Here is a 25,248-nt window from a genome sequence, read left to right as displayed (position 1 = left end):
GGCAGAGAAGGAGTGGATAGCGGGTAAAAGATAGTGGGCTAATGATAACCCAAAAATTAGTCGCTGGTCCGGCCGCCTATATTCGGCCGGGCTGCCTTGCTAGAGTGAACCCCATGACAACCGGAGGGATCCCCACCATGGCAGACGACCTGCTTTCACAACTCAAGACCATGACCACCGTGGTGGCCGACACCGGCGATCTCGAGGCGATTCGTCGCTTCGAACCCACCGACGCCACCACCAATCCCTCGCTGATCCTCCAGGCGGCCCAGCACGAGACGCGCCGGACGCGGCTGGCCGAGATCGCCCGCCACGCCACCGACATCGACGATGCCCTGGACACCGTGGCCGTCGAGATCGGCAGCGAGATCAGCGCCCTGGTGCCGGGCTACGTCTCCACCGAGGTCAGCGCGCGGCTCTCCTTCGACACGGACGCCACCCTGGCCCGGGCCCGGGCGTTGATCGAGCGCTACGGCCGCCACGGGGTCGGCCCCGAGCGGATCCTGATCAAGGTCGCGGCGACCTGGGAGGGGATTCGCGCCGCCCGGATACTGGAGCGCGAGGGCATCCACACCAACCTCACCCTGCTGTTCAGCTTCGCCCAGGCGCAGGCCTGCGCCGATGCCGGCGTCACCCTGGTCTCGCCCTTCGTCGGCAGGATCCTCGACTGGCACAAGGCCCAGGATCCCGAGGCCGACTTCGAGGGCGACCGCGATCCGGGCGTGCAGTCGGTCAAGCGCATCTACGAGCACTTCAAGGGCCACGGCTATGAGACCGTCGTGATGGGCGCCAGCTTCCGCAATAGCGGCGAGATCCTCGCCCTCTCGGGCTGCGACCGGCTGACCATCTCTCCCCAGCTGCTGGAGGAGCTGGCCGGCACCGAGGCGCCGCTGACGCGTCGACTCAAGCCGCTGGACGCCGAGACCAGCGCGCCGGAGCCGCAGGACGAGGCCGAGTTCCGCTGGGCGATGAACGAGGACGCCATGGCCACCGAGAAGCTCGCCGAGGGCATCCGCAAGTTCATGGCCGACCAGCGCAAGCTGGAGACGCTGCTGGCAGAGCTGAGACAGGGCTGAGGCAGGGTCAGGCGGCCCGCCGAGGGGCGAGGCCCGGAAAGGCGTCCGGCAAGAGCTCTCTTGAGGAACGGATGAGAAAAGTTCTTTGGAAGAACGGGTCAGGAGCGCTTGGGGAAGAAAGACGAGCAACGAGCCCGAAGAACGCATCGCGAACCGGGCTTGGCAAGACGCCGATCAGTACCCGGTAGAAGTAGAAATGGAAATAGGCGCCTAGGGGCCGTGGGAGGCGGCCTGCTGGGCCTCGAGCATCTCCACCAGCGGCTGGAACTCCTCGCGGTTGTGCTCGTTGAGGCGCATCAGGATGCGATGCGCCTCCAGCACCCGCTGGCGGGTCTCCTCCACGTCGGTGGGAATCTCAGGCAGGTCATGAAGCTCACGGGCCTCGGTGATCGGCGCGTCCACCAGGGTGAAGATGCGCGAGAAGCCCATGACGTCGAGCATGCGCTGGACGTCGGGGTTGTCGGCGATGATGGTCGGCGGCTCGCTGACGCGCCCCTGCACCGCCATGGCCACCTTGGCGAGGAAGCCCAGGGCGGTGGAGTCCACGTTGGTGGTGTCTCGCAGGTCGATGATCAGCGTCTCGAGCCCCGGAGTCTCGGCGAGCTGCTGGGCCTGGCGGTCCAGGGTCGCGCACAGGGTCAGGCGTACGTCCCCGCACAGCTTGAGCACGAAGACCCCCGATGCAAACGCTGCCTTGATGCGGCCCTCATGATTTATCATTGCCAAATCCGCTCAACACCATGATCGTCAGGTCGTCTGGCAGCTCCTCATGACCCGGTGCGCTCTGGGCGACAATTTCATCATCGTCGGCCAGATGCTCCAGTGCAAGACTGCCACGTAGGTCCTCCAGCGTCGTGCTGGCCAGGACCCGTCGCTCGAGTTCCCTGAGCCGCCCCTCCAGAGTATCCCCCGGCAGACACTCCAGTATGCCATCCGAACAGAGCCACAGCCGAAAGTTCTCCGGCAGCGGACAGCCCAGGCTCGGGTAGTCGACCCCGGGGAAGAGGCCGACCGGCATCCCCTCGCCGGGCAGCGCCTGCACCTCGCCGTCGGCCACCAGCAACGGCATGGGGAGCTGCGCGCCGAGCGAATAGTGGAGATAACGGCGTCGGTGGTCAATCACCCCGACGAACAGGGTCGCGTGCTTGCCGATACCGGCATCCAGCAGCTCGCGGTTGAGCGCTGCCAGCCAGCGCGGCGCTAGCCGCTCGGGATGCTCGCCGTTCCACTCCTGCTGCCAACGATTGGAGAGGTATTTCAGCAGCACGGTGACGAAGGCCGAGGACGCGCCGTGACCCGAGACGTCGGCGAAGTAGAACAGGCTGTAGCGCTCGTCGAAGCCCTGGAAGTCGAGGAAGTCCCCGGAGAGGTAGAGCGAGGGCGCCAGCCAGTAGTCGAAGGTCACGCCCTGCAGCGTCTGGGGCCTGGCCGGCAGCAGCTTGCGCTGGATCTGGCCGCCGGCCTGCTGGTCGAGGCGCAGCATCGCCAGGTGGGTCTCCAGGCTCTCGTTGAGCTCCTCGAGGTTCTCGTTGAGATGGGCCAGCCGGGCCCGGTCGCGTTCGCGGTCGGCGGCTAGCTGATGCACCTCGATGGCCTTGACGATCATGCGCCGCAGCAGCGAGCCGTGGCGCAGCGGGTCGACGATGTAATCCACCAGGCCCGCCTCCACCGCCTTCAGCAGGTCGGCGTCCTGACGCTCATCGCTGACCACCAGGGTCGGCAGGCGCTCGGCCAGGCGCTCCCAGTCGGCGCGCGAGACCGCCCGCGCATGGGCGACGATCAGCGCCGTCTCGGGCGGCAGCTCCTCGATGCCGGAGGCGGCGTACACCGCCAGGTCGTCACGGGCGATGGTCTGGGCCAGGGCGTCACGCTCCGGCCCCGGGACGTCGATCACTCCGATCAGTTGCTTGGCTGGTGGCATGCGGTCATGGCCTCATTCGGCGAAGGCGTCGTCGAAATCCTCATCGTCGAAGTCGAACTCGTCACTGGCGAAGGGATCCTCGCCCAGCTGTCCGTCGTTGACCTCGAAGCGACGCTGCTGAAGGTAGGCATCGCGGATGAAGCTGTAGCGGTCGCCGCTGATCAGCGCCTCCTGGTCGAGCAGCCCGGCCCGGGCATCGATCACCCGCAGCGCGGTCAGGCCGACCCGCACCTTGTCCTCCTCGATGTAGGTGGTCGGATAGGTGTACATGTCCGCCGGCAGCCCCGCGGTATCGCGTACCGTGCTCGGCCCCAGCAGCGGCAGCACCAGATAGCCGCCCTCGCCTACGCCCCAGGCGCCGAGGGTCTGGCCGAAGTCCTCCTCGCGGCCGGTGATGTCCATCCGCGTGGCGACGTCGAACAGCCCGCCGATGCCGACGGTGGTGTTGATCAGGAAGCGCCCGGTGGCCACACCGGCATTGGTACCCTTGCCCTGCAGCAGGCTGTTCAGGGTGGTGCGGATCTCGCCCAGGTTGGAGAAGAAGTTGCCCACGCTCGTCTCCACCGGGTCCGGCGTGATGAAGCGATAGCCCTGGGCGGCCGGCTTGAGGGCGTAGCGGTCGACCACGTCGTTGAAGGCGAACACCTTGCGGTTGAAGCCCTCCCAGGGGTCGTCAGGGTTAGGTTCCCGCATCTCGCCGCTGCTGGCGCAGCCCGCGAGCAGCGCCAGGGTCATCACCAGGGCGCCACGCCCCGACCACCGGGTCATCCCCCCTGCCATCATCCGTTTCCTCTCACATCCGTTCATCGGGCGCTATCGCCTCCCTGCGGTTACTGTCTTGACGCTCATTGGCGACGCACCACCACGCTGCCGGCACTGTAGCCCGCGCCGAAGGAACAGACCACCCCGAGCGCACCGGACGAAAGGTCGTGACGATGCAGATGGAAGGCGATGATCGAACCGGCCGAGCTGGTATTGGCGTAGCGATCGAGGATGATCGGCGCCTGTTCGGGCTGCGGATCATGCCCCAGCACGCGCCGGGCGATGAGGTCGTTCATGTGGCGATTGGCCTGATGCAGCCACAGGCGCGCCAGGTCATCGCCGGCGAGCTCAAGGCTCGCCAGGTGATCGGTGATCAGCGCCGCCACCAGCGGGCAGACCTCCTTGAAGACGCGCCGCCCCTCCTGCACGAAGAGCCGGTCGGTGGCCAGCGGGTCGCTGTCGGTGACCCGGTCGAGGAAGCCGGCGTTGTTGCGAATGGCATTGGAGAAGCGCGTCGTGAGCCGGGTGCCGAGGATCTCGAAGCGCGTCTCGGCGCTGGCCACCGCGTCGCTCTCCAGCACCAGGGCGGTACAGGCATCACCGAAGATGAAGTGGCTGTCGCGGTCGCGGAAGTTGAGGTGGGCCGAGCAGATCTCGGGATTGACCACCAGGGCGCGCTGGATGCTGCCGGCGCGGATGGCGTTGGCGGCGGTCTCGATGGCGAAGGTCGCCGAGCTGCAGGCCACGTTCATGTCGAAGGCGTAGCCGCCGGCACCCAGCGCCGCCTGAAGCTCCACGGCCACCGCCGGGTAGGGGCGTTCCAGGTTAGAGCAGGCGACGATCACCAGATCGATCTCTCCGGCCGCCACGCCCGCCGACTCCAGCGCCTCGCGGGCCGCGGCCAGACCCATCTCGCACTGAATGGAGGGCTCGTCGTTGCCGCGCGGAGCGAGCCGCGGTCGCATGCGCTCGGGATCGAGGATCCCCTCGGCATCCATCACGTAGCGGCTGTGGATACCCGACGCCTTGACGATGAAGTCGCTGCTCGAGTGCTCGAGGCGCTCCTCCACGCCCGCCTCGGCGCGACGCGCGTTCTCGGCGTCCACCCAGGCATTGAACGCGGCCACCAGGGCCGCGTTGTCGATGGCATGGGGCGGCGTGAACAGCCCTGTGCCGGTGATCACTGCGTGGGTCATGCGCTTCTCCCTGTGAGTTCGGCCCAGCGTTTCTCGAGGCGCTTGGTGGAGACCGGGAAGCGGGTGCCCAGCTGCTGGGCGAAGAGCGAGACGCGCAGCTCCTCGATCCACCAGCCGAACTCCACCAGCGCCGGATCCTCCACCCCACCACGCCGTTCGCTCTCGCGGCGAGCCGCCAGGCGGGCCTCGAAGTCCTGGACCTCCTGCATGTGCATCTGGTCGCGCATACGCTCCCGCGGCGCCTTCTCCAGACGGATCAGCGCCGCCTCCATGTAGCGCGGATACTCCTCGAGCCAGTCTCCGGCCTCGCTGACGAAGCCGGGGTGTACCAGGCGCTGCATCTGGGCCTTGAGGTCACTGTACACCAGCGCCAGGGCCAGGTTGAGGTTGCCTTTCAGCGCCTTGGTCACCGCCAGGTGCCCCTGGAGCGCCTGCTCCAGGGTCGCCACCAGCGCCTCGGCGCGGGGCAGCAGGGCATCGCCGGTGGCCTCGAGCCGCGTCGCCAGCTCGCCTTGAGAGCGCGGCAGCGGGTCGGTGGCCACCACCTGGCGGAAGACCGCCGCCACCACGTCCTCGATGAGCGCGCGCTTGCCGCCCACCTTGGCAAACAGCAGCGCGCAGGTCGATAGCCCCTTGAGCCGCTCGATGGCAAGTGCCTGGTCGGGCAGCCGCGCCATGGCGGCCTGCACCACGCCGGCGCGATGGGCCTCGCGCGCCTTGTCGGGATGATCGAACAGCTCGACCCGGAAGGTCTCCTTGCTCGGCACCAGGGCGGGATAGGCCTCCACCCGGATACCGGCCTGGGTGGTGACTCGCGACTCGGGCAGCGGCGTCTCGGGCAGGGCCGCAAGCTCGCCCTCGTCGCTCGCCTGAACGGCCAGGGCCCGAGCGCCCTCGCCCGCGGCCGCCTCGAAGCGGCGCTCCAGCTCGCGCGCATCGCGACCCTGACCCAGGGGCTCACCCCGATGGTCGACCACCCGCAGGTTCATCACCAGATGGGGCTCGAGGGCCTCGAGGTTCCAGTCATCGGGATGCAGGCGCACACCGGTCTTGCGGCGCAGGAACTCGCCTAGCGCCTCGGTAAGCGGGACGTCGTCCGGGGTCATGGCCTCCAGGGCGGCGTCCACCCAGTCGGGGATCGGCACCACCTGGCGACGGATCGCCTTGGGCAGCGACTTCATCAGCGCGATGCACTTCTCGCGCAGCAGCCCCGGCACCAGCCACTCCAGCCGCGCCAGGGGCAGCTGGGGCAGCATGGCGGCCGGCACGGTCAGCGTCACGCCGTCGTCGGGGGCACCGGGCTCGAAGTGGTAGGCGAGCGGGTAGCGCACCCCGTTCAGCGTGAGCTCGTCAGGATACTCGGCCTGGGTGACCTCGCCGGCCTCGCGGGCCAGCAGGGCCGCCCGGTCGAACTTGAGGATGCCGGGGTCCTCGGCCTCGGCCTTCTTGCGCCAGGCCTCGAAGCCCTTGCCGTTGACGATATCGGCGGGGAGGCGTTCGTCGTAGAAGGCGAACAGGGTCTCCTCGTCGACCAGGATGTCACGCTTGCGGGCACGATCCTCGAGGTCCTCGACCTCCTCCACTAGCGCCCGGTTGTGGGCGAAGAAGTCGCCGCGGGTCTTGAACTCGCCCTCGACCAGCGCGCGGCGGATGAACAGCTCCCGGGACGCCACCGGATCGATCGGGCCGAAGTTGACCTTGCGCCCGGTCACGATGGGCAGGCCGAACAGCGTGACCTGCTCGGTGGCCACCACCTGGGCGCGCTTCATCTCCCAGTGGGGCTCGGCGTAGGAACGCTTGACCAGGTGGCCGGCCAGCGGCTCGATCCACTGGGGCTCGATCCGCGCCGCGGTGCGGGCGAAGAGCTTGGTCGTCTCCACCAGCTCGAACGCCATCAGCCACTTGGGCGACTTCTTGGCGAGCCCCGAGCCCGGGTGGACGACGAACTTGCGGTTGCGCGCCCCCAGGTACTCGCGGTTCTCGGTGAGCAGGCCGATATTCGATAGCAGCCCGGTGAGCAGCGCCTTGTGCAGGGACACCGCGCGCTCCCGGCGGGCCTCGCGGCGCGCCTTGTCGTCTTCCTCCTGGGCCTCAACCGGCGCCGGAGGCGGCGGCACCTCGATGTCCATGTCGCGCAGCAGCTGGCGCAGCTGACGGAAGGTGTCGTGCCACTCGCGCAGGCGCAGGTAGTTGAGGTAGTGATCCTTGCACCAGCGGCGCAGCCGGTTGCCGGAGAGCTCCTCCCGGGCGGCCTCGAAGCCGTTCCAGAGGTTGAGCAGCGCGACGAAGTCGGAGTCCGGGTCGTGCCAGCGGCGATGGGCCTGGTCGGCGGCCTGGCGCTTGTCGGCCGGACGGTCGCGGGGATCCTGGACCGCCAGGCCGGCGACCACGATCAGCACCTCGCGCAAGCCCCCTTGCTCGGCGCCGGCCAGCACCATGCGGGCCAGGCGCGGATCGATGGGCAGCCGCGCCAGCTTGCGCCCCAGCGGGGTCAGGCGGTTGCCCGCATCCACCGCGCCCAGTTCGAAGAGCAGCCGGAAGCCGTCGGTGATGAAGCGCGAATCCGGCGGGTCGACGAAGGGGAAGGCCGCGATGTCGCCGAGCTTGAGCGAGAGCATCGAGAGGATCACCGAGGCCAGGTTGGTACGGCGAATCTCGGGGTCGGTAAACTCGGGGCGGGCGAGAAAGTCATCCTCATCAAAGAGGCGGATGCAGACGCCCTCGGCGACACGGCCGCAGCGGCCCTTGCGCTGATTGGCGCTGGCCTGGCTGACCGGTTCTACCGGCAGGCGCTGAATCTTGGCCTTATAGCTGTAGCGGCTGATACGCACCAGGCCGGGGTCGATGACGTAGCGGATGCCCGGTACCGTCAGCGAGGTCTCGGCGACGTTGGTGGAGAGCACGATGCGCCGCCCCGCGTGGGGGGCGAAGACGCGATTCTGCTCGGCGTTGGAGAGCCGCGCATAGAGCGGCAGGATCTCGGTGCCGCGCAGATCGGCCCGGCGCAGGGTGTCGGCGGTCTCGCGGATCTCGCGCTCGCCGGGCAGGAACACCAGGATGTCGCGCGGCCCGTGGAACCAGCCCTTTTCCCGCTCGACCTGCTCGATCTCCTCCACGGCATGCAGGATGCCCTCCTGCAGGGTGCGATCCTCCTCGTCGTCGTCATCGCGGACCAGGGGCCGATAGCGCACCTCCACAGGGTAGGTGCGTCCGGAGACCTCGACCACCGGCGCCGGCACGTCCTGGCCCGCTGCGTCGCGGCGGCCGAAGTGCGCGGAGAAGCGGTCGACGTCGATAGTCGCCGAGGTGATGATCACCTTGAGGTCGGGCCGGCGGGCCGTCAGACGCTTGAGGTAGCCGAGCAGGAAGTCGATGTTGAGGCTGCGCTCGTGGGCCTCGTCGATGATGATCGCCTCGTAGCGGCTGAGGTCGGGGTCGTGGCGAGTCTCGGCCAGCAGGATGCCATCGGTCATCAGCTTGACCAGGGTCGCGTCGCTGCTCTGGTCAGTGAAGCGCACCTGGTAGCCGACCTGCTCGCCCAGCGGTACCGCCAGCTCCTCGGCCAGGCGCGTGGCCACCGAGCGCGCTGCCAGGCGCCGCGGCTGGGTGTGGCCGATCAGCCCGCGGCGACCTAGCCCCAGTTCCAGGCAGAGCTTGGGCAGCTGAGTGGTCTTGCCCGAGCCGGTCTCGCCGGCCACCACCACCACCTGGTGCTCCTTGAGTGCCGCGAGAATGTCCTCGCGACGCTCGGCGACCGGCAGCGCCGCCGGATACTCGAGCGTGACCGGCCGCCCCCTGCGTCGCTCCACCATCTCTCTCGACCGCTCGAACGAGCGCCGGACCTCGGCGAGCCCTCGATCCACGGGCTTGCCTTCCTTCAGGCGTCGGCGCAGGCCGCGCAGGCGTTTCTCTAGGCCGACGACGTCGCGGCGCATGACGTTTTCGAGGTCACGGGTCAGGGCGTCAAGCTCGGCGGCATCCTCGGCCTTCGCGGCGGGGGGCTGGCGGGTCTCGGTGGTCACGGTATCGACGGTCGGCTCCGGGTCACGGTCAGCAAAAAGTGGCCCGCACCGGGCGTCCCGGGGCGGGCCTGCATTATAACGTCGCGTCATCGACCGCGCCTAATCCGGGCCGCCTCGACATGCTGGATCTAACGAGGCAGTCCGGCGACCAAGATCACGCCCCGGCGCGCTCCTGCTCCTCGTCACGCAGCTGGCGACGCAGCACCTTCCCCACGTTCGTCTTGGGCAGCTCGTCACGGAACTCCACGAAGCGCGGCACCTTGTAGCCGGCGAGCTCCTTCTTGCACCAGGCCCGCAGGCTCTCGGCATCCAGCCCCTCGTCGCGGGCCACCACGAACAGCTTGATGGCCTCGCCGCTGGTCTCGTCCGGCACCCCCACCGCCGCCGACTCCACCACCCCGGGATGGGCGGCCACGACGTCCTCGATCTCGTTGGGGTACACGTTGAAGCCTGAGACCAGGATCATGTCCTTCTTGCGATCGACGATGCGGATGTAGCCATCCGACTGGAGCACGGCGATGTCGCCGGTGTGGAACCAGCCCTGGTCGTCGATCGACCGCGCGGTCTCGTCGTCGCGGCGCCAGTAGCCCTTCATCACCTGGGGCCCCCGCACGCAGAGCTCCCCCGCGGCGTCGTAGGGGGCGTCCCGGCCGTCGGCGTCCACCACCTTCACCTCGGTGCCGGCCACCGGCTTGCCGATGGTGCCCAGTTGGATGGCGTCCACGGGATTGAAGCTGACGATGGGCGAGGTCTCGGTCAGGCCGTAGCCCTCGGCGACCTGACAGCCGGTGACCTCCTCCCAACGGGTCGCCGAGGCGCGAGTCAGGGCCATGCCGCCGGAGATGGTCAGATGCAGCCGCGAGAAGTCGAGCTGGCGAAAGTCCTCGCGGTTGCACAGGGCATTGAACAGGGTGTTGAGCCCGATGAAGCCGGTGAAACTCACCTCCTTGAGGGTCTTGACGAAGCCATCGAGGTCGCGGGGATTGGGGATCAGCACCGAGTGGTTGCCGGTCTCCATCATGAACAGGCAGTTCACCGTGAAGGTGTAGATGTGGTAAACGGGCAACGGCGCGATGATGGTCTCGGCGCCCTCGCTCAGGGCCGGCCCGATCGCCTGGCGGGCCTGCAGCATGTTGGCCACCAGGTTGCGGTGGGTCAGCATGGCGCCCTTGGCGAGCCCCGTGGTGCCGCCGGTGTACTGCAGGGCGGCGATATCGTCGGGCTCACGGCTCACCTCGCGGTGCGGATGCCGGGCCCCGGTCGCCAGCGCCCGGCGGAACGGCGTGGCATCGGGCAGCGAGAAGGCCGGCACCAGCTTCTTGACGTACTTGACCACGCTGTTGATCAGCGGGCGCTTGGGGAAGGGGTGCAGGTCGCCGAGTTCGGTCACCACCACCTGCTCGATGTCGGTTCGCTCGAGGATGCCCTCGAGCTTGGCGGCCATGTTGGCCAGGATGACGATGGCGCGGACCCCGGAATCCTTGAACTGATGGGCCATCTCGCGCTCGGTGTAGAGCGGATTGGTGTTGACCACCACCAGCCCGGCCCGCAGGGCACCGAACACCGCCACCGGAAACTGCAGCACGTTGGGCAGCTGGATGGCGATGCGATCCCCGGGCTCTAGGTCGGTCTCCTGCTGCAGCCAGGCCGCGAATTGGCCGGAGAGACGGTCGAGCTCGGCATAGCTCAGCACCCGCCCCATGCAGCTGAAGGCCGGCTTGTCACCGAAGCGCGCCACCGAGGCATGAAAGACCTCCATCACCGAGGCGTAGTCGTCGAGTTTCTCGAGGGGCTGGCCGGTCAGGATGGCGGGCGTGGCGTTCTCGCTCATGGGCTGTCTCCATACTGCGGCCAATGTCGGCATCGGCCTTATTGTTCTCCACGCGAGGGGTTATCCACACGCGGTGTGTTAACAGGCACCTTATACCAGCGGCTCGACGACTGTAAAACGAGCGATTGAAACTTACGTTTTATAGCGTGCCAGAATCACCCCGCCCTGCCACACCAGCAGCTCGCCCGGCACCATGCACACCCACTCCTCGTTGTCGGTGAGCGGTTCGGTGGCGATCACCGAGACCACGTCGTCGGCGGTGGTGTGTTCGGCGAAGTTCACCGTCAGTTCGGCATCCGACAGGCTCGCCCGACCAAAGGGCGCCCGGCGGGTGATATGCGCCAGCTTGGTGGAGCAGAAGGTGTAGAGATAGTCGCCATCGGCCAGCAGCAGATTGAACACCCCGAGGCCGCGCAGCCGTTCGCAGAGTCCGTGCAGCATCGACCAGAGGGCCTCGCGCTGCCGATCGTCGGCGGGCGGCTCGGGGAAGGCGCCGCGCAGCTCGCCGAGCAGCCAGCAGAAGGCGTGTTCGCTGTCGGTGCTGCCCACCGGCCGGTAGAAGGAGTGCGGCAGGGCCTGCCAGTCGGCCAGCTGGCCGTTGTGCGCGTAGCACCAGGGACGCCCCCACATCTCGCGCACGAAGGGATGCGTGTTGGCCAGTCGCACCTGGCCGACGTTGGCCTGGCGGATATGGCTGATGACGATGTTCGACTTGATGGGGTAGTCGCAGATCAGCCGCGCGATGGGCGAGTGCACCGAGGGATGCGGATCGCGAAAATCGCGGTAGCCGCCCTCCTCATAGAAGGCGATGCCCCAGCCGTCGCGATGCGGTCCGGTCCCGCCACCCCGGTGCAGGAAGCCGGTGAAGCTGAAGCAGATATCCGTGGGCACATTGGCACTCATGCCCAGAAGCTCACACATGGGGTTCCTCCCGGCGTGGGGGGCGCCGCGCCTGGCGGCGCCGAATCAGGGATAGGATCAGCAGCAGCAGGACGAGCGCCGACAGCGCGCCCCACAGGCGCGGATCGCGACGGTGCTCGTGCCACAGGCGCTCGAGACCGGGCCAACCCGCCTGCCAGAGCTCTAGGGCCGCTTCCGGCAGGCGATTGACCCAGGCGACGAAGCGGTCGGCGGCGGGCTCGGCCGCGGAGTCAGGAGGCGGCGCGGTGTCGTCCCCGCGCGGGTCGTCGAAGGTCTCGGTGGCAAGCGTCGGTCCGGTCACGTCGGCGACGCCAATCCCGAGGCGGCCATCGGGATACAGCACCAGGCGTGGCAGGGAGAGCGTCTGGCGCTCGCCGTCGAGCTCGACGGTGGCCTCCAGCAGCAGCGGCAGGGAGAGCGAGGGGTCGAGCTCGGGGAGCGCGAGCTGCCAGCGCCTCTCCCCCACCGCCTCGGCCTCGAGGCGCTCGCCCTGCAGCTCACCGTGGATCTCGGTGTTGGCGCGACGGAGGGCCGGATGTTCGGCGGCCAGCACCACCCGCCCGGCCCGGGGACGATGGACGGCCCCGATGGCGGGCAGCACGTTTACGGCCTGGGCTCGTTGCCGCCGGAACGCCTCGCTCTCGGCTCGGATCACCAGGCGGGCATTGCCGGTCAGCGCCGGCGCCGGCAGGCGCCCGCGATAGCGCCCCGCCTCGGGCTCGAGCATGACCCGTGACTGCACCTTGCCCTGGGCGTCCTGCAGCGACACGGAGAGGGTCAGGTCCTCACCGCCCTCGAAGGGACCGCCGTCGTGGGTGATCCATGCCTCCACGGGGACGTCGAACCCCAGATAGAGGGTGGTCGGCAGGTCGGCGGTGCGCAGGTGCAGCGGGGAGGCGACGTTGACGCGGCTCTCCTCCCCCACGGCACCGTCCAGGCGCCACTCGCCGGCCTGGGGGTCCGGCACCCGGATCAGGTCGAAGCGTGGCTCCACCTGCCAGCGGATGTCATCGGGCGCGTCCTCGGCCCGGTAGCGCGTGCCATCCGGGGCGACCAGGGCCAGGGGTCCGTCATCGGGCTCATGGAAGATCAGCGCCGAGAAGGTCTCCACACCGTCGTCGATGACGAAGCGCCCCTCGTCCAGGGGCACCTGGTCGGCGGGAAATATTCGCTCGACGATGTCCAGGAAGGCGCCCAGCAGGCCCTCGGGGCTCTTTGCCAGCGCCGCCAATCCGCCGGTGGACTGTGCCAGGCGCTCCACCAGGGCCAGGTCGGCCTGATCGGAGAAGGCGATGGCGTGAACCGCCACGCCCTGGTCGGCGAGCTCGGCGGCCCGCTCCTCGACCAGCCGGCGCCGCGAGGCTTGATCGATATCGGGCTTGGGGCCCCGGTCGGGCGACAGGTCGATCATGCCGTCGGTGAGCAGCACCAGGTGGCGCCAGCCGTTGGCCTCCGCGCTTGCCGCCGCGTTCAGCGCGGCTTCGATGTCGGTGTACTGCTGATAGGCCTGAAGCGCCGGGGGCAGGGCCAGGGCCTGCTCTCGCCAGGCCGCATCCACCTCGCCCAGCGGCAGGGGATTGTCGACCGTCTCGCCGAAGGTCCACACGCCCGCCCGGGCGCCGCTCGGCAGCAGCGCCACCAGCAGGTCCAGGGCGCTGACGGCCAGCCGCTCGGGGTCGTTGTCCCGCATGCTACCGGAGACATCGACCACCACCCGGACGTCGGGTCGCTCCTCGTGGGGCTGGGCCCAGAGCGGGCCGGCCCACAGCCACAGGGCCAGGCCCGCGACCAGCACCCGAGGCAGCCAGCCGATGCGTTCCTTGCCGTACCCACTCATCGGAGCTCCTTAGCTGATCACGTTAGCCGATCATGGCGCATATTAGCCGATCACCGGCTCCTGGCGTTCGCCACTGCCGCGGCGGCCGGAGGCGGCGGGCGCCTCGTCATCCATGTCCACGACGTCATCGCGGTCATGGGTCCTGCGATGGCGGCCGCGCCACCATAGCAGCAGCCCCAGCAGGGCGCCCACGCCCGCCCCCACGATGACCAGCAGGGCGACCGGCAGGAAGGTCTCGCGGTTCTGCTCGAGGAAGGCCACGGCCGCGACCATCACCGCCGGGGCGAATCCGCTGTAGAATTCCCCCTCCTCCAGCAGCGGCAGACGGAAATGGGACGGGGTCCACATCACCCCGGCCACCGCCCAGGTGATCACCAGCCGCGGCAACCGCGGCAGGAAGCCCAGCCCCAGGTAACCGGTCAGCAGCACCACCAGCGACAACACGACATAGACCAGCCATAGTAGGGGCATCGAATCCGACATCAGCATCACGACCTCGCGAGTTGTGCGTCGACGACGCACGTTCTTGAAAACACACTGAGTATGGTACATCCCGCGCCATGAAAGCACAGCCGCCACGTGACAAGGCCTCTCCCCTCACCGCCGATGATCCCGTCTCCCGCTTTCGCCACGCCGACGATCCGGCCTGGCACTGGCTGGAGCAGCGCGACGCCCCGGAGGTCACCGCCTTCCTTGAGGCCGCCAACCAGGAGTCCGATCACTGGTTCGCGCCGCTGGACGACCTCGTGGAACGTCTCTATCACGGCCACCTGGCGCGCCGGGAGCTCGCCGTCAGCGGGCTCCGAACGCCGCTCGATCACTTCACGGTATGGAGCGAGACGGCGGCCACCGCCGACTATCCGGTCTGGTGGCGCCATCCCAATGGACGCCCTGAGGCCGCAGAGGCCTTCCTCGATCTGGAGGCCAGGGCCTCCGAGCACGACTTCCTCGAGCTCGGCGACATGGCCCTCTCCCCGGACGAGGCCTGGCTGGCCTGGACCGAGGACACCCGTGGCGACGAGACCTACACGCTCTATCTCAAGCGGCTGCCGGAGGGCGACCCCGTCGTGCTGCTCGAGGAGATCGGTCCCGAGATCGGCTGGGCCGAGGACAATACCACCCTGCTGTTCACCCGCTTCGATGCCACCCAGCGCCCGGAGAGCATCTGGCGCCTTCCGGTCGCCGACGGCCGTGCCGGCGAGCCGACGCTGATCCTGCGCGAGCCGGATCCGGAGTTCTGGCTAGGGCTGGGCAAGACCCGCTCGCGGGAGTGGCTGATCCTGGAGAGCGCTTCCAAGGACACCAGCGAGAGCCACCTGATTCCCGCCCAGGCCCCGGCCACGCCGCCCCGCTGCTTCCGCGCCCGGGAGAGCGGCGTGGAGTATGCGATCGACCATCGCCCCGGCCACTTCTACGTCCTGCATAACCGCCAGGCGACCCACTTCCGTCTGGATCGAATGGCAGAACGACACCTCGGCGAGGCCGATCCGGCGCCCCATTGGCAGGCGCTCATCGACCATCGCGACGACGCGACCCTGGAGGGGGTCGACGCCTTCGACTGGGGGCTGGTCATCACCGAGCGCGACCACCACGAGGCCCAGGTGCATCTGCGAGTACTCGAGCTGGATGGCGGCCACGCTTTCACCCGGGACGAGCGCCTGCCACTGCCGGAACTGCCCTGCAGCCTGGCGCTGGGCGACGCGCCGCACTTCGCGGACAGGCGCCTGCGGCTGCGCGAGGAGTCCTTCACCCTGCCGGTGACCTGGCTCGAACTCGACCTCGACAGCGGCGAGCGGCGAGTCCTCAAGCAGCAGCCGGTCCACGGCGACCTGAGCCCCGAAGAGCTGGACTGCGAACGGATCTGGGCGACCTCTCACGACGGTGAGCGCGTGCCGGTCTCGGTGGTCAGGCGCGCCGATCTCTCCGGTCACCCCCTACCCACCCTGCTCTACGGCTATGGCGCCTACGGCGAGGTACTCGACCCCTGGTTCTCGGTCGCCCGGCTGGAACTGCTGGCGCGCGGGGCGGCCTTCGCCGTGGCGCACGTGCGCGGCGGCGGCGATCGCGGCGAGCCCTGGTACCTGGCCGGCAAGCTCGAGCACAAGGCCAATAGCTTTCACGACTTCCTCGCCGCCCGCGATGCCCTGGTCGAGAAGGGCCTCAGCGACGGCGAGCGCATCGCCGCCTACGGCGCCAGTGCCGGCGGCCTGCTGGTCAGCGCCAGCCTCAACCTGGCGCCCGATGCCTTCTGCGCCGCGGTGCTCGACGTGCCCTTCGTCGACGTGCTGCGCACCATGGAGAACCCCGACCTGCCACTGACCACCGCGGAGTACACCGAATGGGGCGACCCTCGCGAACCCGAGGCGCGACGCCGCATCCGCGATTACTCCCCGCTGGACAACCTCTCGTCCCAGCCCTGGCCGGCACTCTTCCTGCAGGGCAGCTGGCACGATACCCGGGTGCCCTACTGGGAACCGGCCAAGCTCTTCGCTCGCCTCAAGGAACTTGGCCAAGGGCAACCCCCCAGCGATCACCCCATCCTGCTGAGGACGGACATGGTCGCCGGCCATGGCGGCGCCTCGGGGCGCTTCAAGGCCTGGCACGACAACGCCCGCCAGGACGCCTTCATCCTCTGGGCGCTGGGCCTGGAGGCCCGAGAGGCCTGATGCCTTATTGACACAGCCCTGATGACAGAGCCCTGACAGCAGGGACCCGGCCGAGGCCGGGTCCCTGTGACGCTTGCATGAAGCGGCTTGCCTGTCCTGGATAGCGCCGGCTCAGCTGCCGCCGCCGGCACCGCCACCCGGGCCGCCACCGGCACCGCCGCCCGAATCGCCACCGGCACCGCCGTCCGAACCGCCACCCGAGCCGCCACCGGAACCGCCGCCCGAGCCGCCACCGGAACCGCCGCCCGAACCGCCACCGGAACCGCCGCCCGAGCCGCCGCCCGAGCCGCCACCGGAACCGCCGCCCGAGCCGCCACCGGAACCGCCACCGGAACCGCCGCCCGAGCCGCCACCGGAACCGCCGCCCGAGCCGCCCCCGGGACCGCCGCCCGAGCCGCCCCCGGGACCGCCGCCTCCGCCCCCGTCGCGAACCAGATCGTCATCGCCGCTACCATCATCCGTGTCGTCGTCGGTGCCATCATCGGCCCCGTCATCCGTTCCACCATCGCCGCCGTCACCGCTGCGGCTGTCGGGAGTAGTGCCGCCGCCGGTGCCACCATCGCCGCCACCGGTGCCGCCACCGCTGGCGGCCAGAGCGACATCACTGCCGTCGCGCGCGCTGGCGAGCCCCGTTTCTTGATCTCCGGCGCCCGGCGGAAAGAGCAGCAGGAGCTCCTCGGGGCTTTGCCGCGTCGATAGCCACGACTGCAGTCCCGCCATCTCCTGATCGTCGAGCACCCGGCCCTCATTCATGAGGTCGTTGAACATCGCCGCCATCTCGTCGTCGTTGAGCGCCTCTCCGCCCCACGAGGACGACTGCGCCGCCACGCCGGATGAGGCCAGGGCACCCACCGCAAAGGCAAGCGCTAGCTTCTTGAAACCTTTCATGATGCATCCCCTTGTCGTTATCCCATGCCCCCGGACGTGACACGCCATGCTCACGTTCACGCTGGACAACAAACTGTTACACACAGCAAAGCATCGTCCTCGCCGGAGATCGGCGCCATAGGACGAAGCCATGAAACAACGGCTGCAATGGGATGACGCTGGACGCCCACCGAGTATGAGGCGTCTCAGGCATGGAGCGGAGGGCGCCCTTACGTGGGGACGGGTCAGGCGTCGATGGGCAGGATGGCGATGATGTGCTCCTCGAGTTCCTCCTCGGGCACCTCGCGCTGGGAGACGGCGAAGCTGCGCACGCTGATACCCTTGCGGTGCATCCGCTCGGGCCCGCCGGCGATCAGCGGATGCCAGGCGGCCAGCTTGCGACCCTCCGCCACCCGGCGGTAGGCACAGGACTTGGGCAGCCAGCGGAAGTCGTCGATGCGCTCGGGCGTCAACTGCGTGCAGTCCGGCACCTTCTCGAATCGATTGTCATAGTCGCTGCAGCGACAGCTTTGGATATCCAGCAGTTCGCAGGCGACGTTGAGCACCGCCAGATCGCCGCTCTCCTCATCCTGGAACTTGAGCAGGCAGCACTGGCCGCAGCCATCGCAGAGCGCTTCCCACTCCTCGTCGGTGAGCTCCTCCAGATCGAAGCGCTCCCAGAATCGTTCTCTCATGATCTCTCCTGCGTCACCTGGGGCGATATCCAGCGAGGTTCGTGCGGCGTCGGGTTTCGCGCGGCTTCGGGCGCGATACTCGTTTATCGCGCCCGAAGCCGCGCGAGGCTAGTAACGTGCCTCGGTCGGGGTGCGATAGAGGTCGAGCAGATAGTCTTCCTTGGCGGGCGGCATCTGCAGGTAATAGCCCTTCTCGCGGATGGCGGCCATGACGTCGCCGGCCTGCGCACGACCCAGCGGCTTCTCCGGGGTGAGAATCAGCGTCATGGCGGATATCGGCTTGCCGAAGTGTTCCAGCAGCGCCTCGGGCACCTCGTCGAGGCCCTGGCGCTTGTCCACGTAGAGGTACATTCCCTCCTTGCGCGAGCTCTTGAAGATCTCGCACAGCAGCTTGTCGCCGCGCATCCGGTCGTCGCTCATCGTGATGCCTCCTCGAGGGCCGAGGTCAGGCCCGCTTCCAGCCGCTCACCGCGCCAGCCGCCGGGCAGGGGCAGCGACTCCCCCCGAAGATCGGCGCTCACCAAGGCTTCGAGCTCGCGGCGCTTGAGCAGCACCTCGGGCGCCACGCCCAGCGCCTCGGCCTCGACATTGACCACCTTTTTCAGGGCCTTGAGGCGCTTCTTGAACTCGGGCGTCATCGGCGAGAGCGGCGCCGGCGGCAGCGCGTCTTCGTCGACCTGGACCGCCTCGCGCACCAGCCTCAGCAGGTCATCGCCCTCGCGCTTGATCAGCGCGGGCTTGAGGTCCTCGACGCGGGCCAGCTCGAAACGGTTATCCGGTAGCTGCTCGGCGATGGCATACAGCAGCCGATCGGGAACCAGCCAGCCCCGCGGCACGTCACGACGCCGGGCCTCGCCCTCGCGCCAGATGGTCAGGCGTCGATAGGCTTCGACCTGTCGCGGCGAGAGGCGCCAGAGCTGGCGATGACGCAGGTACCACTGGCCGTCGGCGGCCTCGCTGCGCTCGGTCTGCGCCACCAGCGCCGCGCAGTCGGCCTCGACCCAGGCCATGCGACCCTGGCGCTCGAGGGAGGCGCGCTGCTGTGCCCAGACCCCCAGCAGGAAGACCACGTCCAGGGCCGCATAGCGCTGCTGGGACTCGGAGAGCGGGCGCAGCAGCCAGTTGGAGCGGGTCTCGTCCTTGGGCAGGGTCTCGCCGGTCCAGTGCTCCACCAGCTTCTGGTAGCCCATCGAGGGCACCTCGCCGAGCAGCGACTGGGCGACCTGGGTATCCACCAGGGGCGCCACGGGCACCCCGGCCCAGTGGGCGAAGACCTCGAGGTCCTCGCTGGAGGCGTGCAGCAGCTTCAACGGCCCCTCGGCGAGCAGGCGCCGGAAGGCCTCGGTACAGGCTACCTCCTGGGGATCGACCAGGAAGGCCGGGCCGCCGGCGGCGAACTGGATCAGCGCCGGCACCGGATGGAAGGTGTTTTCGCGGAAGAACTCGGTGTCCAGGGCGATGACGTCGGCCGCGGCCACCTCGGCACAGGCGGCATCCAGGGCGGCGGGGGTATCGATCCAGCGAATCTCGGGGTTCAGGGTCATGCAGGGTTCCGACAGCAGGGAAAAAGGCTCACTCGCCCCGGAAGGGCAGGCGACCGTTGAAGGCGCGGCTCAGGGTACCACCGTCGACGTACTCGAGCTCGCCGCCCATGGGCACGCCATAGGCCAGCCGCGAGAGCGAGACGCCCTGTGGCGCGAGCTGGGCGGCGATGTAGTGGGCGGTGGCCTCCCCCTCCACCGTGGGATTGGTGGCCAGCACGATCTCCTCCACGCCCCCCTCGGCGACCCTTGCCTCGAGCTGGTCGAGCCCGATGTCCTCGGGCCCGATGCCGTCCAGCGGCGAGAGGTGGCCGTGCAGCACGAAGTAGCGGCCGCGAAAGCCGCCCGCCTCCTCGATGGCCAGCTGGTCGGCGGGAGATTCCACCACGCAGAGCACGGCGTCGTCGCGCCGCGCGCTCTGGCAGATGCCGCAGACCTCCTCCTCGGTCAGGGTCCGGCAGCGTTGGCAGTAGCCGACCCGCTCGAGCGCCACGTCCAGCGCCGCCACCAGGCGCCGGCCGCCGTCGCGATCGCGCTCGAGCAGGTGCATGGCCATGCGCTGGGCGGTCTTGGGGCCGACGCCGGGCAGCACCCGCAGCGACTCCATCAGTCTCTCGATCAGCGGGGAAAAGCTCATGGTCGGTCCGTCTCGGCCTGGATCAGAAGGGCATCTTGAAGCCCGGCGGCAGGTTGAGACCGGCGGTGGCCTCTTCCATGCGCGCCTTGGAGTCCGCCTCGACCTTGCGCACCGCATCGTTCACGGCGGCCGCCAGCAGGTCCTCGAGCAGCTCCTTGTCCTCTTCCATGAGGCTCGGGTCGAGGTCGACCTTGCTCACGTCGTGGCGGCCGTTCATGGTCACCTTGACCATGCCGGCGCCCGCCTCGCCCTGGACCTCGGCCTTGGCGACCTCCTCCTGGGCCTTCTGCATCTTCTCCTGCATCTCCTGGGCCTGCTTCATGATGTTGCCCATGCCACCCTTCATCATGGCGAAATCCTCTCGTGGTTGATTTGATCGGTCTCGGACCGCGGCTCAGCCGCGGGCCTCGGCCTCGGCGGGCTTGACCGTGGATTCGATCAGGCGTGCGCCGAAGGCCTGCTGCAACTTCTGTACATGGGGGTCACGGTTCAATGCTTCAATCGCCTCGGCATGCCGTTGGGCGGCCAGGCGGTCGGCCTGCTGCCGGGGCGTCTCGACCTCCCGGGGCAGTTCCCCGGGCTCGAGCACCAGGCGACGCTCGACGCCGATGGCCGCCAGCGCCTCGCGAATGCGGGTCACGTGGATCTCGGCGTTCATCGCCTCCTGGGACGGGTCGAGGCGCATCGCGAGCTGCTCGCCGTCGTCGGCCTCGACCACGCAGTGGGCCGCCAGGTTGCGGGTCAGCCCGCCGAGCCCCAACGATTCGAAGCGGGCCAGCCAGTCGGCATGGTCGAAGCGGCCCGTCGGGGCGGCCGGCGCCGGCGCATCAGTAGGATCGGCCGGCTCGAGGTCGCCGGTCGCCTCGTTCGACGGGACCGGCTCAGCCCCCTTGGGCGACGCGGTCTCGGGCGCGTCCTGAGGCGCGATCTCCGGCGGCGCCGGGACGGGTTCCGTGGCGAGAGGCGCCTCGCCTGCCAGATGACTCGCTGGCTGTTCAACGGGAGGCGCTGGCTCGGCCGGCGGCTCGGCCTTGGCGACCGGTGCCGGCGCGCGGGGCGGCTCGGACGCTTGAGCGGCGGGCGCAGGAGGAGCCGCCTCGGACGGCGGCGCCTGGGTTGGCTCGGGCGCCTGGGGGGTGGTCGCCTGGAATGAAGTCGCCTCGGCTGAGGAGGCGCGAGACGCCTCGGGCCCAGGCGCCGGGGCGCCCGCCGGGTCACCTGCCGGTCCCGCCTCGCCGCCGCCCGGCTGCCCGCGCAGGGGCAGCGGCGTCTGCGCCGGCCGCGGCACGCCCTGGGGACGGAACGCCAGCATGCGCAGCAGGGTCATCTCCAGCGCAGTGCGCAGGTCCGGGGCATGTTCCATGTCGCCGCGGCCCTGGATGCCGATCTGGTAGAAGAGCTGGATATCCTCGGCAGTGAAGCGCGCGGCAAGCTGGAGCAAGGCGTCGCGGTCGCCGTGGCCGTTGTCCACGGCGTCGGGCACCATCTGGGCAATGGCCAGGCGGTGCAGCACGCCGGTGATGTCGTCGAGCACCGCGGCGAAGTCGGGGCCCTGCTCGGCCAGGGCGGCCACCTCGCCGAGCAGCCGGGCGGCATCCACCTCGGCCAGCGCCTCGACCAGCGCCAGCACGTGGCGATGATCGAGGGTGCCGAGCATGGCCGCCACGTCGGCGTGGCGCACCTCGCCCTGGCCGAAGGCGATGGCCTGGTCGGTGAGGCTCATGGCATCGCGCATGGAGCCCTCGGCGGCCTTGCCGAGCAGCCACAGGGCGCTCTCCTCGAAGCTCACCCGCTCGGCCTCGAGCACCGTGGCCAGATGGCCGACGATGCGCTCCGGCGCCATGTGCTTGAGGGTGAACTGCAGGCAGCGCGACAGCACCGTGGGTGGCAGCTTCTGCGGGTCGGTGGTCGCCAGCAGGAACTTCACGTGGGGCGGCGGCTCTTCCAGGGTCTTGAGCAGCGCGTTGAAACTGCTGGTGGAGAGCATGTGGACCTCGTCGATGAGGTACACCTTGTAGCGCCCCTGGGTCGGCGCGTACTGCACGTTGTCGAGCAGCTCGCGAGTGTCCTCGACCTTGGTGCGCGAGGCGGCGTCGACCTCGATCAGGTCGACGAAGCGCCCCTCGTCGATGGACCGGCAGCTGTCGCACTCGCCACAGGGCGTGGAGGTCACGCCGTCGTCGCCGCGGCCGTTCGCCGTGCAGTTCAGGCACTTGGCCAGGATCCGCGCCAGGGTGGTCTTGCCCACGCCGCGGGTGCCGGTGAACAGATAGGCGTGGTGCAGCCGGCCCTGGTCCAGGGCATTGACCAGCGCGCGCTGGACATGCTCCTGGCCGACCAGTTCATGGAAGGTACGCGGTCGCCACTTGCGGGCCAGAACCTGATAGCTCATGCAGCGCGGGATCCTTGCGGTAAAGCGAACAGCAGCTGGGTGATGGGGAGGCCGGGCGATCGGACGGCTCACTCGTGCGGGCCCGTCGCTCGACGGCAAACGGTCATTCTATCGACCGGGGCGCCCGGCGGAAAGCGGCGTGGCCTCAGGCCTCTCGCGCCAGTCCTCCCGCGCCCCAGCGCTGCGCGAACTCCGCGGCCGTCAGCGGTGGGCTCAGGTAGTCGCCCTGATAGGCGGGACAGCCCAGCGAGCGAAGGAAGTCGAGCTGGGTCGCGTTCTCCACACCCTCGGCGATCACGTCGAGCCCCAGGCGCTCGGCGATCGAGAGGATGGCGGCGACGATCGTCTCGTCGTCGGGATCGCCGGGCACGTCGCTGATGAAGGAGCGGTCGATCTTCAGGCACTGCACCGGCAGGCGGGTGAGGTAGGAGAGCGAGGAGTAGCCGGTACCGAAGTCGTCCACGGCCAGCTCGATGCCCAGGCGACGCAGCCCGTTCAGCCGCTCCAGGCCCTCGTCGGCATGGCCGATCACGAAGCCCTCGGTGATCTCCAGCTCCAGCCGCGAGGGCGAGAGTCCGCTCTGTTCCAGCGCCTCACGCACGTCGCCGACGATGTCCCCCTGCACCACCTGCAGCCCCGACAGGTTGACCGCGACGCGCAGGGGCAGCCCGGCAAGCTCCCATTCACGCGCCTGGCGACAGGCCTCGCCCAGCACCCAGCGGCCGATGGTATGGATCAACCCGGCCTCCTCCGCCAGGGCGATGAAGCGTCCCGGCCCGATCACCTCGCCCTCCGGGGTCGTCCAGCGCACCAGCGCCTCGGCCCCGAACACCCGACTGCCCTCCACCCGCGCCTGGGGCTGGTAGTGCAGGACCAGTTCCTGGCGATCCAGGGCCCGACGCAGGCCGGTATCCATGGTGAAGCGTTCGCGGCTGGCCTCGGCCAGTTCCGGCGCGAAGAACATCCAGGTGTTGCGCTTGAGCGCCTTGGCACCGTACATGGCGGTATCGGCGCGCTGGATCAGCTCGCCGGCGCTGCGCCCATCGCGGGGATAGACGCTGATCCCGATGGAGGCGCCGATGAAGATCTCGTGCTGACCGATATGGAACGGTTGCAGCAGGGCATCGATCAGCTTCTGCGCCACCTGGCCGGCATCGGCAGGCTCATGCAGGCGCTCCAGCACCAGCACGAACTCGTCGCCGCCCAGTCGCCCCAGGGAGTCCTCGTCGCGCACGGCCCGGCCCAGCCGCCGACCGACCGCCTGCAGCAGCCGGTCGCCCAGCGGGTGGCCGAGGCTGTCGTTGATGTCCTTGAAATGGTCCAGATCGAGAAACAGGACCGCCAGGGCGCCCTGGTCCTCCTCGGCGCGCTCCAGGGCCACGGCGAGTCGCTGGTTGAGATAGGCGCGATTGGGCAGGCCGGTCAGCGGATCGAAGTTGGCCGAGCGCCTCAGCCGGCCGGCCTGATCGGTGATGTGCGACAGTAACGGGCTGATCACCCGTGCCGTGGCCAGCGCCCCGAGCCCCATCAGCACCAGCACCAGGGTGGCCGGCCACAGCAGCTCCTGATAGACCACCCCATAGAAGCCGCGGGCGGGAATCTGCACCATCAGCGCCCAGCCCGGCGTGGCCAGCGGGACCTGCACCAGTACCGACGCTTCCGCCCCGTCGTCGTCGCGGGAAAGCCCCGCCCGACCGCTCGCCAGCGCCTCGCGCAGGCGTCCGGCGAGCCGCCCATCGGGTTCTGCCGTGACCAGCCCGCCCTGAGGGTCCGCGGCCAGCAGGGCCTGGCCGGGTGGGGCCAGCAGCCACTGTCGGGCGCCCTCACCGAAGCGACTGGCGTCGTCGAGCATGCCAGCGATGCCCCGCGGACCGAAATAGAGCAGGTCGGTGCCGATGCGCCGACTATCCCGGGAGACGACCGGCGTCGTCACCTCCACGAGCAGGCCCTCCTCGGCGGGCATCAGGCGTGTCTGGCCATCCACTCCGGCCACATCGGTCGCCGGGCGCGCTTCGGGCACCCGGCCGATGGTCACCAGCGGCTGACCCGCCGGGTCGAGCCGGACCAGGCCCACCAGATCCGGCGACTGCAGCATGGCATCCACCAGCCGCGGCGCCATGAAGGCCGCCAGGGCCTCACGCGCCTCGCGGCTAGCGGCAGCCCCCTCCACGAGGTCCTCCAGGCGGCGACGCAGCTCGGTGCGACTGGCGATCTGGCGGGCCACGTCCCGATAGCGCGCCAGCAGGTGGTCGAGGGTCTCCGCCTGGGCCGAGGCGCTCACCAGGGTAATCGTCTCGAGCCCATGGCGATGGGCCTGGTAGAGCGGCCAGGCCGTGGCCAGCCCGGCCAGCGCTCCTGTGACGAGGATGCCGAGCGTCGCCAGCACGACAATGCGTCGCTGGGCGCGCTTCATCATTCGACGTGGCCCCCTTCACGGCCAGCGGCAACGAACCCGACCACCGCAGCGCGCCGGGCCTCGACGCCGTCGGGCCCTGCCGGAGCATCAAACATGGTTCGTCCTCGGTGACCGGCGCTCTCGCCCTTCCAGTGTGGCCCCGGGCCCGATAAACGCCAAGGCTCTTGAACCGGCACCGGCCTATACTGACGCAGCCCCCGTACCGCTGCCTCGCCACGCCATCAGGGAGAGACGCCATGCGAATCATCGGCCTGCTGCTGGCCCTGATCCTTCTCGGCTACGTGATGAAGACCTACCTGGACTCGGCCGTATCCCCCGGGGACAGCGGCGAGACGCTGTCCCACCCGCAGGGGACCATCGAGCGGGCCGAACGGGCGGCACAGCGGATCAACCAGACCCTGGAGGAAAGGCAGCGACACCTCGAGGCGTCGGGAGGCTGAGCCCCTCGTTGACCCGGTGGCGCCAGAC

The 25,248-nt window shown here is 69.2% G+C and carries 20 protein-coding genes; 3 read left to right on the top strand and 17 right to left on the bottom strand.

All coding sequences use genetic code 11. The annotated features are described in order from the left end of the window. The first annotated feature begins 137 nt into the window (after positions 1 to 137). Positions 138 to 1,076 carry a transaldolase gene (tal, locus tag ABE957_RS04835; RefSeq protein ID WP_349757544.1) on the top strand — a complete coding sequence of 313 codons (939 nt, stop codon included), beginning with the start codon at positions 138 to 140 and terminating at the stop codon, positions 1,074 to 1,076. Between the two features lie 210 nt (positions 1,077 to 1,286). Here tal and ABE957_RS04830 read toward each other — a convergent pair whose 3' ends face one another. The 9 genes from ABE957_RS04830 to ABE957_RS04790 all read right to left on the bottom strand — a co-directional run bounded on the left by ABE957_RS04830 (position 1,287) and on the right by ABE957_RS04790 (position 14,055). Further along, positions 1,287 to 1,796, bottom strand: a complete 510-nt coding sequence (locus tag ABE957_RS04830; protein WP_349757543.1) for an STAS domain-containing protein — start codon at positions 1,794 to 1,796, stop codon at positions 1,287 to 1,289. Next, positions 1,783 to 2,997 (bottom strand): PP2C family protein-serine/threonine phosphatase, encoded by a 1,215-nt coding sequence (locus ABE957_RS04825; protein WP_349757542.1) that lies wholly within the window; start codon positions 2,995 to 2,997, stop codon positions 1,783 to 1,785. Before ABE957_RS04825 ends, ABE957_RS04830 begins: the two co-directional genes overlap by 14 nt. Positions 2,998 to 3,009: 12 nt before the next feature. Beyond that, positions 3,010 to 3,765 (bottom strand): MlaA family lipoprotein, encoded by a 756-nt coding sequence (locus tag ABE957_RS04820; RefSeq protein ID WP_349757541.1) that lies wholly within the window; start codon positions 3,763 to 3,765, stop codon positions 3,010 to 3,012. Positions 3,766 to 3,842: 77 nt separating this feature from the next. Continuing rightward, complete coding sequence (locus ABE957_RS04815) at positions 3,843 to 4,955, bottom strand: beta-ketoacyl-ACP synthase III (RefSeq protein WP_349757540.1); 1,113 nt, start codon at positions 4,953 to 4,955, stop codon at positions 3,843 to 3,845. Beyond that, a complete protein-coding gene (gene hrpA, locus ABE957_RS04810) occupies positions 4,952 to 8,890 on the bottom strand; it encodes an ATP-dependent RNA helicase HrpA (protein WP_432765399.1) in 3,939 nt (1,312 codons plus the stop codon). The genes ABE957_RS04815 and hrpA overlap by 4 nt, the downstream gene beginning before the upstream one ends. A gap of 241 nt (positions 8,891 to 9,131) precedes the next feature. Next, positions 9,132 to 10,808: an AMP-binding protein gene (locus ABE957_RS04805; RefSeq protein WP_349757538.1), complete on the bottom strand. Its 1,677-nt coding sequence runs from the start codon at positions 10,806 to 10,808 to the stop codon at positions 9,132 to 9,134. 132 nt (positions 10,809 to 10,940) lie between these two features. Further along, a complete protein-coding gene (locus ABE957_RS04800) occupies positions 10,941 to 11,729 on the bottom strand; it encodes a class II glutamine amidotransferase (RefSeq protein ID WP_349757537.1) in 789 nt (262 codons plus the stop codon). Next, complete coding sequence (locus ABE957_RS04795; RefSeq protein ID WP_349757536.1) at positions 11,722 to 13,566, bottom strand: VWA domain-containing protein; 1,845 nt, start codon at positions 13,564 to 13,566, stop codon at positions 11,722 to 11,724. Before ABE957_RS04795 ends, ABE957_RS04800 begins: the two co-directional genes overlap by 8 nt. A 42-nt stretch (positions 13,567 to 13,608) precedes the next feature. After that, positions 13,609 to 14,055, bottom strand: a complete 447-nt coding sequence (locus ABE957_RS04790; RefSeq protein WP_349757535.1) for a hypothetical protein — start codon at positions 14,053 to 14,055, stop codon at positions 13,609 to 13,611. A 71-nt stretch (positions 14,056 to 14,126) separates the two neighbouring features. On the opposite strand from ABE957_RS04790, the gene ABE957_RS04785 reads away from it, so the two are divergent. Continuing rightward, positions 14,127 to 16,232, top strand: coding sequence for a S9 family peptidase (locus ABE957_RS04785; protein ID WP_349757534.1), 2,106 nt, complete (start codon positions 14,127 to 14,129; stop codon positions 16,230 to 16,232). A gap of 111 nt (positions 16,233 to 16,343) precedes the next feature. On the opposite strand, the gene ABE957_RS04780 is transcribed toward ABE957_RS04785, so the two are convergent. The 8 genes from ABE957_RS04780 to ABE957_RS04745 all read right to left on the bottom strand — a co-directional run bounded on the left by ABE957_RS04780 (position 16,344) and on the right by ABE957_RS04745 (position 24,780). Next, positions 16,344 to 17,120, bottom strand: coding sequence for a hypothetical protein (locus ABE957_RS04780; RefSeq protein WP_349757533.1), 777 nt, complete (start codon positions 17,118 to 17,120; stop codon positions 16,344 to 16,346). A gap of 224 nt (positions 17,121 to 17,344) precedes the next feature. Then, positions 17,345 to 17,794 (bottom strand): YcgN family cysteine cluster protein, encoded by a 450-nt coding sequence (locus tag ABE957_RS04775; protein WP_349757532.1) that lies wholly within the window; start codon positions 17,792 to 17,794, stop codon positions 17,345 to 17,347. Positions 17,795 to 17,902: 108 nt separating this feature from the next. Then, complete coding sequence (locus ABE957_RS04770; RefSeq protein ID WP_349757531.1) at positions 17,903 to 18,214, bottom strand: YcgL domain-containing protein; 312 nt, start codon at positions 18,212 to 18,214, stop codon at positions 17,903 to 17,905. Beyond that, complete coding sequence (rnd, locus tag ABE957_RS04765; protein WP_349757530.1) at positions 18,211 to 19,338, bottom strand: ribonuclease D; 1,128 nt, start codon at positions 19,336 to 19,338, stop codon at positions 18,211 to 18,213. Before rnd ends, ABE957_RS04770 begins: the two co-directional genes overlap by 4 nt. Positions 19,339 to 19,366: 28 nt before the next feature. Further along, complete coding sequence (recR, locus tag ABE957_RS04760; protein WP_349757529.1) at positions 19,367 to 19,972, bottom strand: recombination mediator RecR; 606 nt, start codon at positions 19,970 to 19,972, stop codon at positions 19,367 to 19,369. Between the two features lie 22 nt (positions 19,973 to 19,994). Continuing rightward, positions 19,995 to 20,321, bottom strand: coding sequence for a YbaB/EbfC family nucleoid-associated protein (locus tag ABE957_RS04755; protein WP_349757528.1), 327 nt, complete (start codon positions 20,319 to 20,321; stop codon positions 19,995 to 19,997). Positions 20,322 to 20,366: 45 nt separating this feature from the next. Continuing rightward, positions 20,367 to 22,364, bottom strand: coding sequence for a DNA polymerase III subunit gamma/tau (gene dnaX / locus ABE957_RS04750; RefSeq protein WP_349757527.1), 1,998 nt, complete (start codon positions 22,362 to 22,364; stop codon positions 20,367 to 20,369). 145 nt (positions 22,365 to 22,509) lie between these two features. After that, positions 22,510 to 24,780 (bottom strand): putative bifunctional diguanylate cyclase/phosphodiesterase, encoded by a 2,271-nt coding sequence (locus tag ABE957_RS04745; RefSeq protein ID WP_349757526.1) that lies wholly within the window; start codon positions 24,778 to 24,780, stop codon positions 22,510 to 22,512. Between the two features lie 236 nt (positions 24,781 to 25,016). On the opposite strand from ABE957_RS04745, the gene ABE957_RS04740 reads away from it, so the two are divergent. Then, positions 25,017 to 25,220 carry a hypothetical protein gene (locus ABE957_RS04740; RefSeq protein ID WP_349757525.1) on the top strand — a complete coding sequence of 68 codons (204 nt, stop codon included), beginning with the start codon at positions 25,017 to 25,019 and terminating at the stop codon, positions 25,218 to 25,220. The last annotated feature ends 28 nt before the right edge of the window (positions 25,221 to 25,248 follow it).

Origin of the sequence: Halomonas pelophila (assembly GCF_040196315.1) — a bacterium.
GTDB classification, from domain to species: Bacteria; Pseudomonadota; Gammaproteobacteria; order Pseudomonadales; family Halomonadaceae; genus Halomonas; species Halomonas pelophila.
Note: the sequence above shows the minus strand (reverse complement) of the source record. Positions and strands in the feature narration are given on the sequence as shown.

Excerpts from the sequence above, each read along its gene's own strand:
- ABE957_RS04830 (WP_349757543.1), bottom strand. The coding sequence starts at position 1,796 with ATGATAAATCATGAGGGCCGCATCAAGGCAGCGTTTGCATCGGGGGTC.
- ABE957_RS04820 (WP_349757541.1), bottom strand. The coding sequence starts at position 3,765 with ATGACCCGGTGGTCGGGGCGTGGCGCCCTGGTGATGACCCTGGCGCTG.
- recR (WP_349757529.1), bottom strand. The coding sequence starts at position 19,972 with ATGAGCTTTTCCCCGCTGATCGAGAGACTGATGGAGTCGCTGCGGGTG.
- ABE957_RS04775 (WP_349757532.1), bottom strand. The coding sequence starts at position 17,794 with ATGAGAGAACGATTCTGGGAGCGCTTCGATCTGGAGGAGCTCACCGAC.
- ABE957_RS04740 (WP_349757525.1), top strand. The coding sequence starts at position 25,017 with ATGCGAATCATCGGCCTGCTGCTGGCCCTGATCCTTCTCGGCTACGTG.
- rnd (WP_349757530.1), bottom strand. The coding sequence starts at position 19,338 with ATGACCCTGAACCCCGAGATTCGCTGGATCGATACCCCCGCCGCCCTG.
- hrpA (WP_432765399.1), bottom strand. The coding sequence starts at position 8,890 with ATGCGCCGCGACGTCGTCGGCCTAGAGAAACGCCTGCGCGGCCTGCGC.
- ABE957_RS04770 (WP_349757531.1), bottom strand. The coding sequence starts at position 18,214 with ATGAGCGACGACCGGATGCGCGGCGACAAGCTGCTGTGCGAGATCTTC.
- dnaX (WP_349757527.1), bottom strand. The coding sequence starts at position 22,364 with ATGAGCTATCAGGTTCTGGCCCGCAAGTGGCGACCGCGTACCTTCCAT.
- ABE957_RS04800 (WP_349757537.1), bottom strand. The coding sequence starts at position 11,729 with ATGTGTGAGCTTCTGGGCATGAGTGCCAATGTGCCCACGGATATCTGC.
- ABE957_RS04755 (WP_349757528.1), bottom strand. The coding sequence starts at position 20,321 with ATGATGAAGGGTGGCATGGGCAACATCATGAAGCAGGCCCAGGAGATG.
- ABE957_RS04790 (WP_349757535.1), bottom strand. The coding sequence starts at position 14,055 with ATGCTGATGTCGGATTCGATGCCCCTACTATGGCTGGTCTATGTCGTG.
- ABE957_RS04805 (WP_349757538.1), bottom strand. The coding sequence starts at position 10,808 with ATGAGCGAGAACGCCACGCCCGCCATCCTGACCGGCCAGCCCCTCGAG.
- ABE957_RS04815 (WP_349757540.1), bottom strand. The coding sequence starts at position 4,955 with ATGACCCACGCAGTGATCACCGGCACAGGGCTGTTCACGCCGCCCCAT.
- ABE957_RS04785 (WP_349757534.1), top strand. The coding sequence starts at position 14,127 with ATGAAAGCACAGCCGCCACGTGACAAGGCCTCTCCCCTCACCGCCGAT.
- tal (WP_349757544.1), top strand. The coding sequence starts at position 138 with ATGGCAGACGACCTGCTTTCACAACTCAAGACCATGACCACCGTGGTG.
- ABE957_RS04795 (WP_349757536.1), bottom strand. The coding sequence starts at position 13,566 with ATGAGTGGGTACGGCAAGGAACGCATCGGCTGGCTGCCTCGGGTGCTG.
- ABE957_RS04780 (WP_349757533.1), bottom strand. The coding sequence starts at position 17,120 with ATGAAAGGTTTCAAGAAGCTAGCGCTTGCCTTTGCGGTGGGTGCCCTG.
- ABE957_RS04825 (WP_349757542.1), bottom strand. The coding sequence starts at position 2,997 with ATGCCACCAGCCAAGCAACTGATCGGAGTGATCGACGTCCCGGGGCCG.
- ABE957_RS04745 (WP_349757526.1), bottom strand. The coding sequence starts at position 24,780 with ATGATGAAGCGCGCCCAGCGACGCATTGTCGTGCTGGCGACGCTCGGC.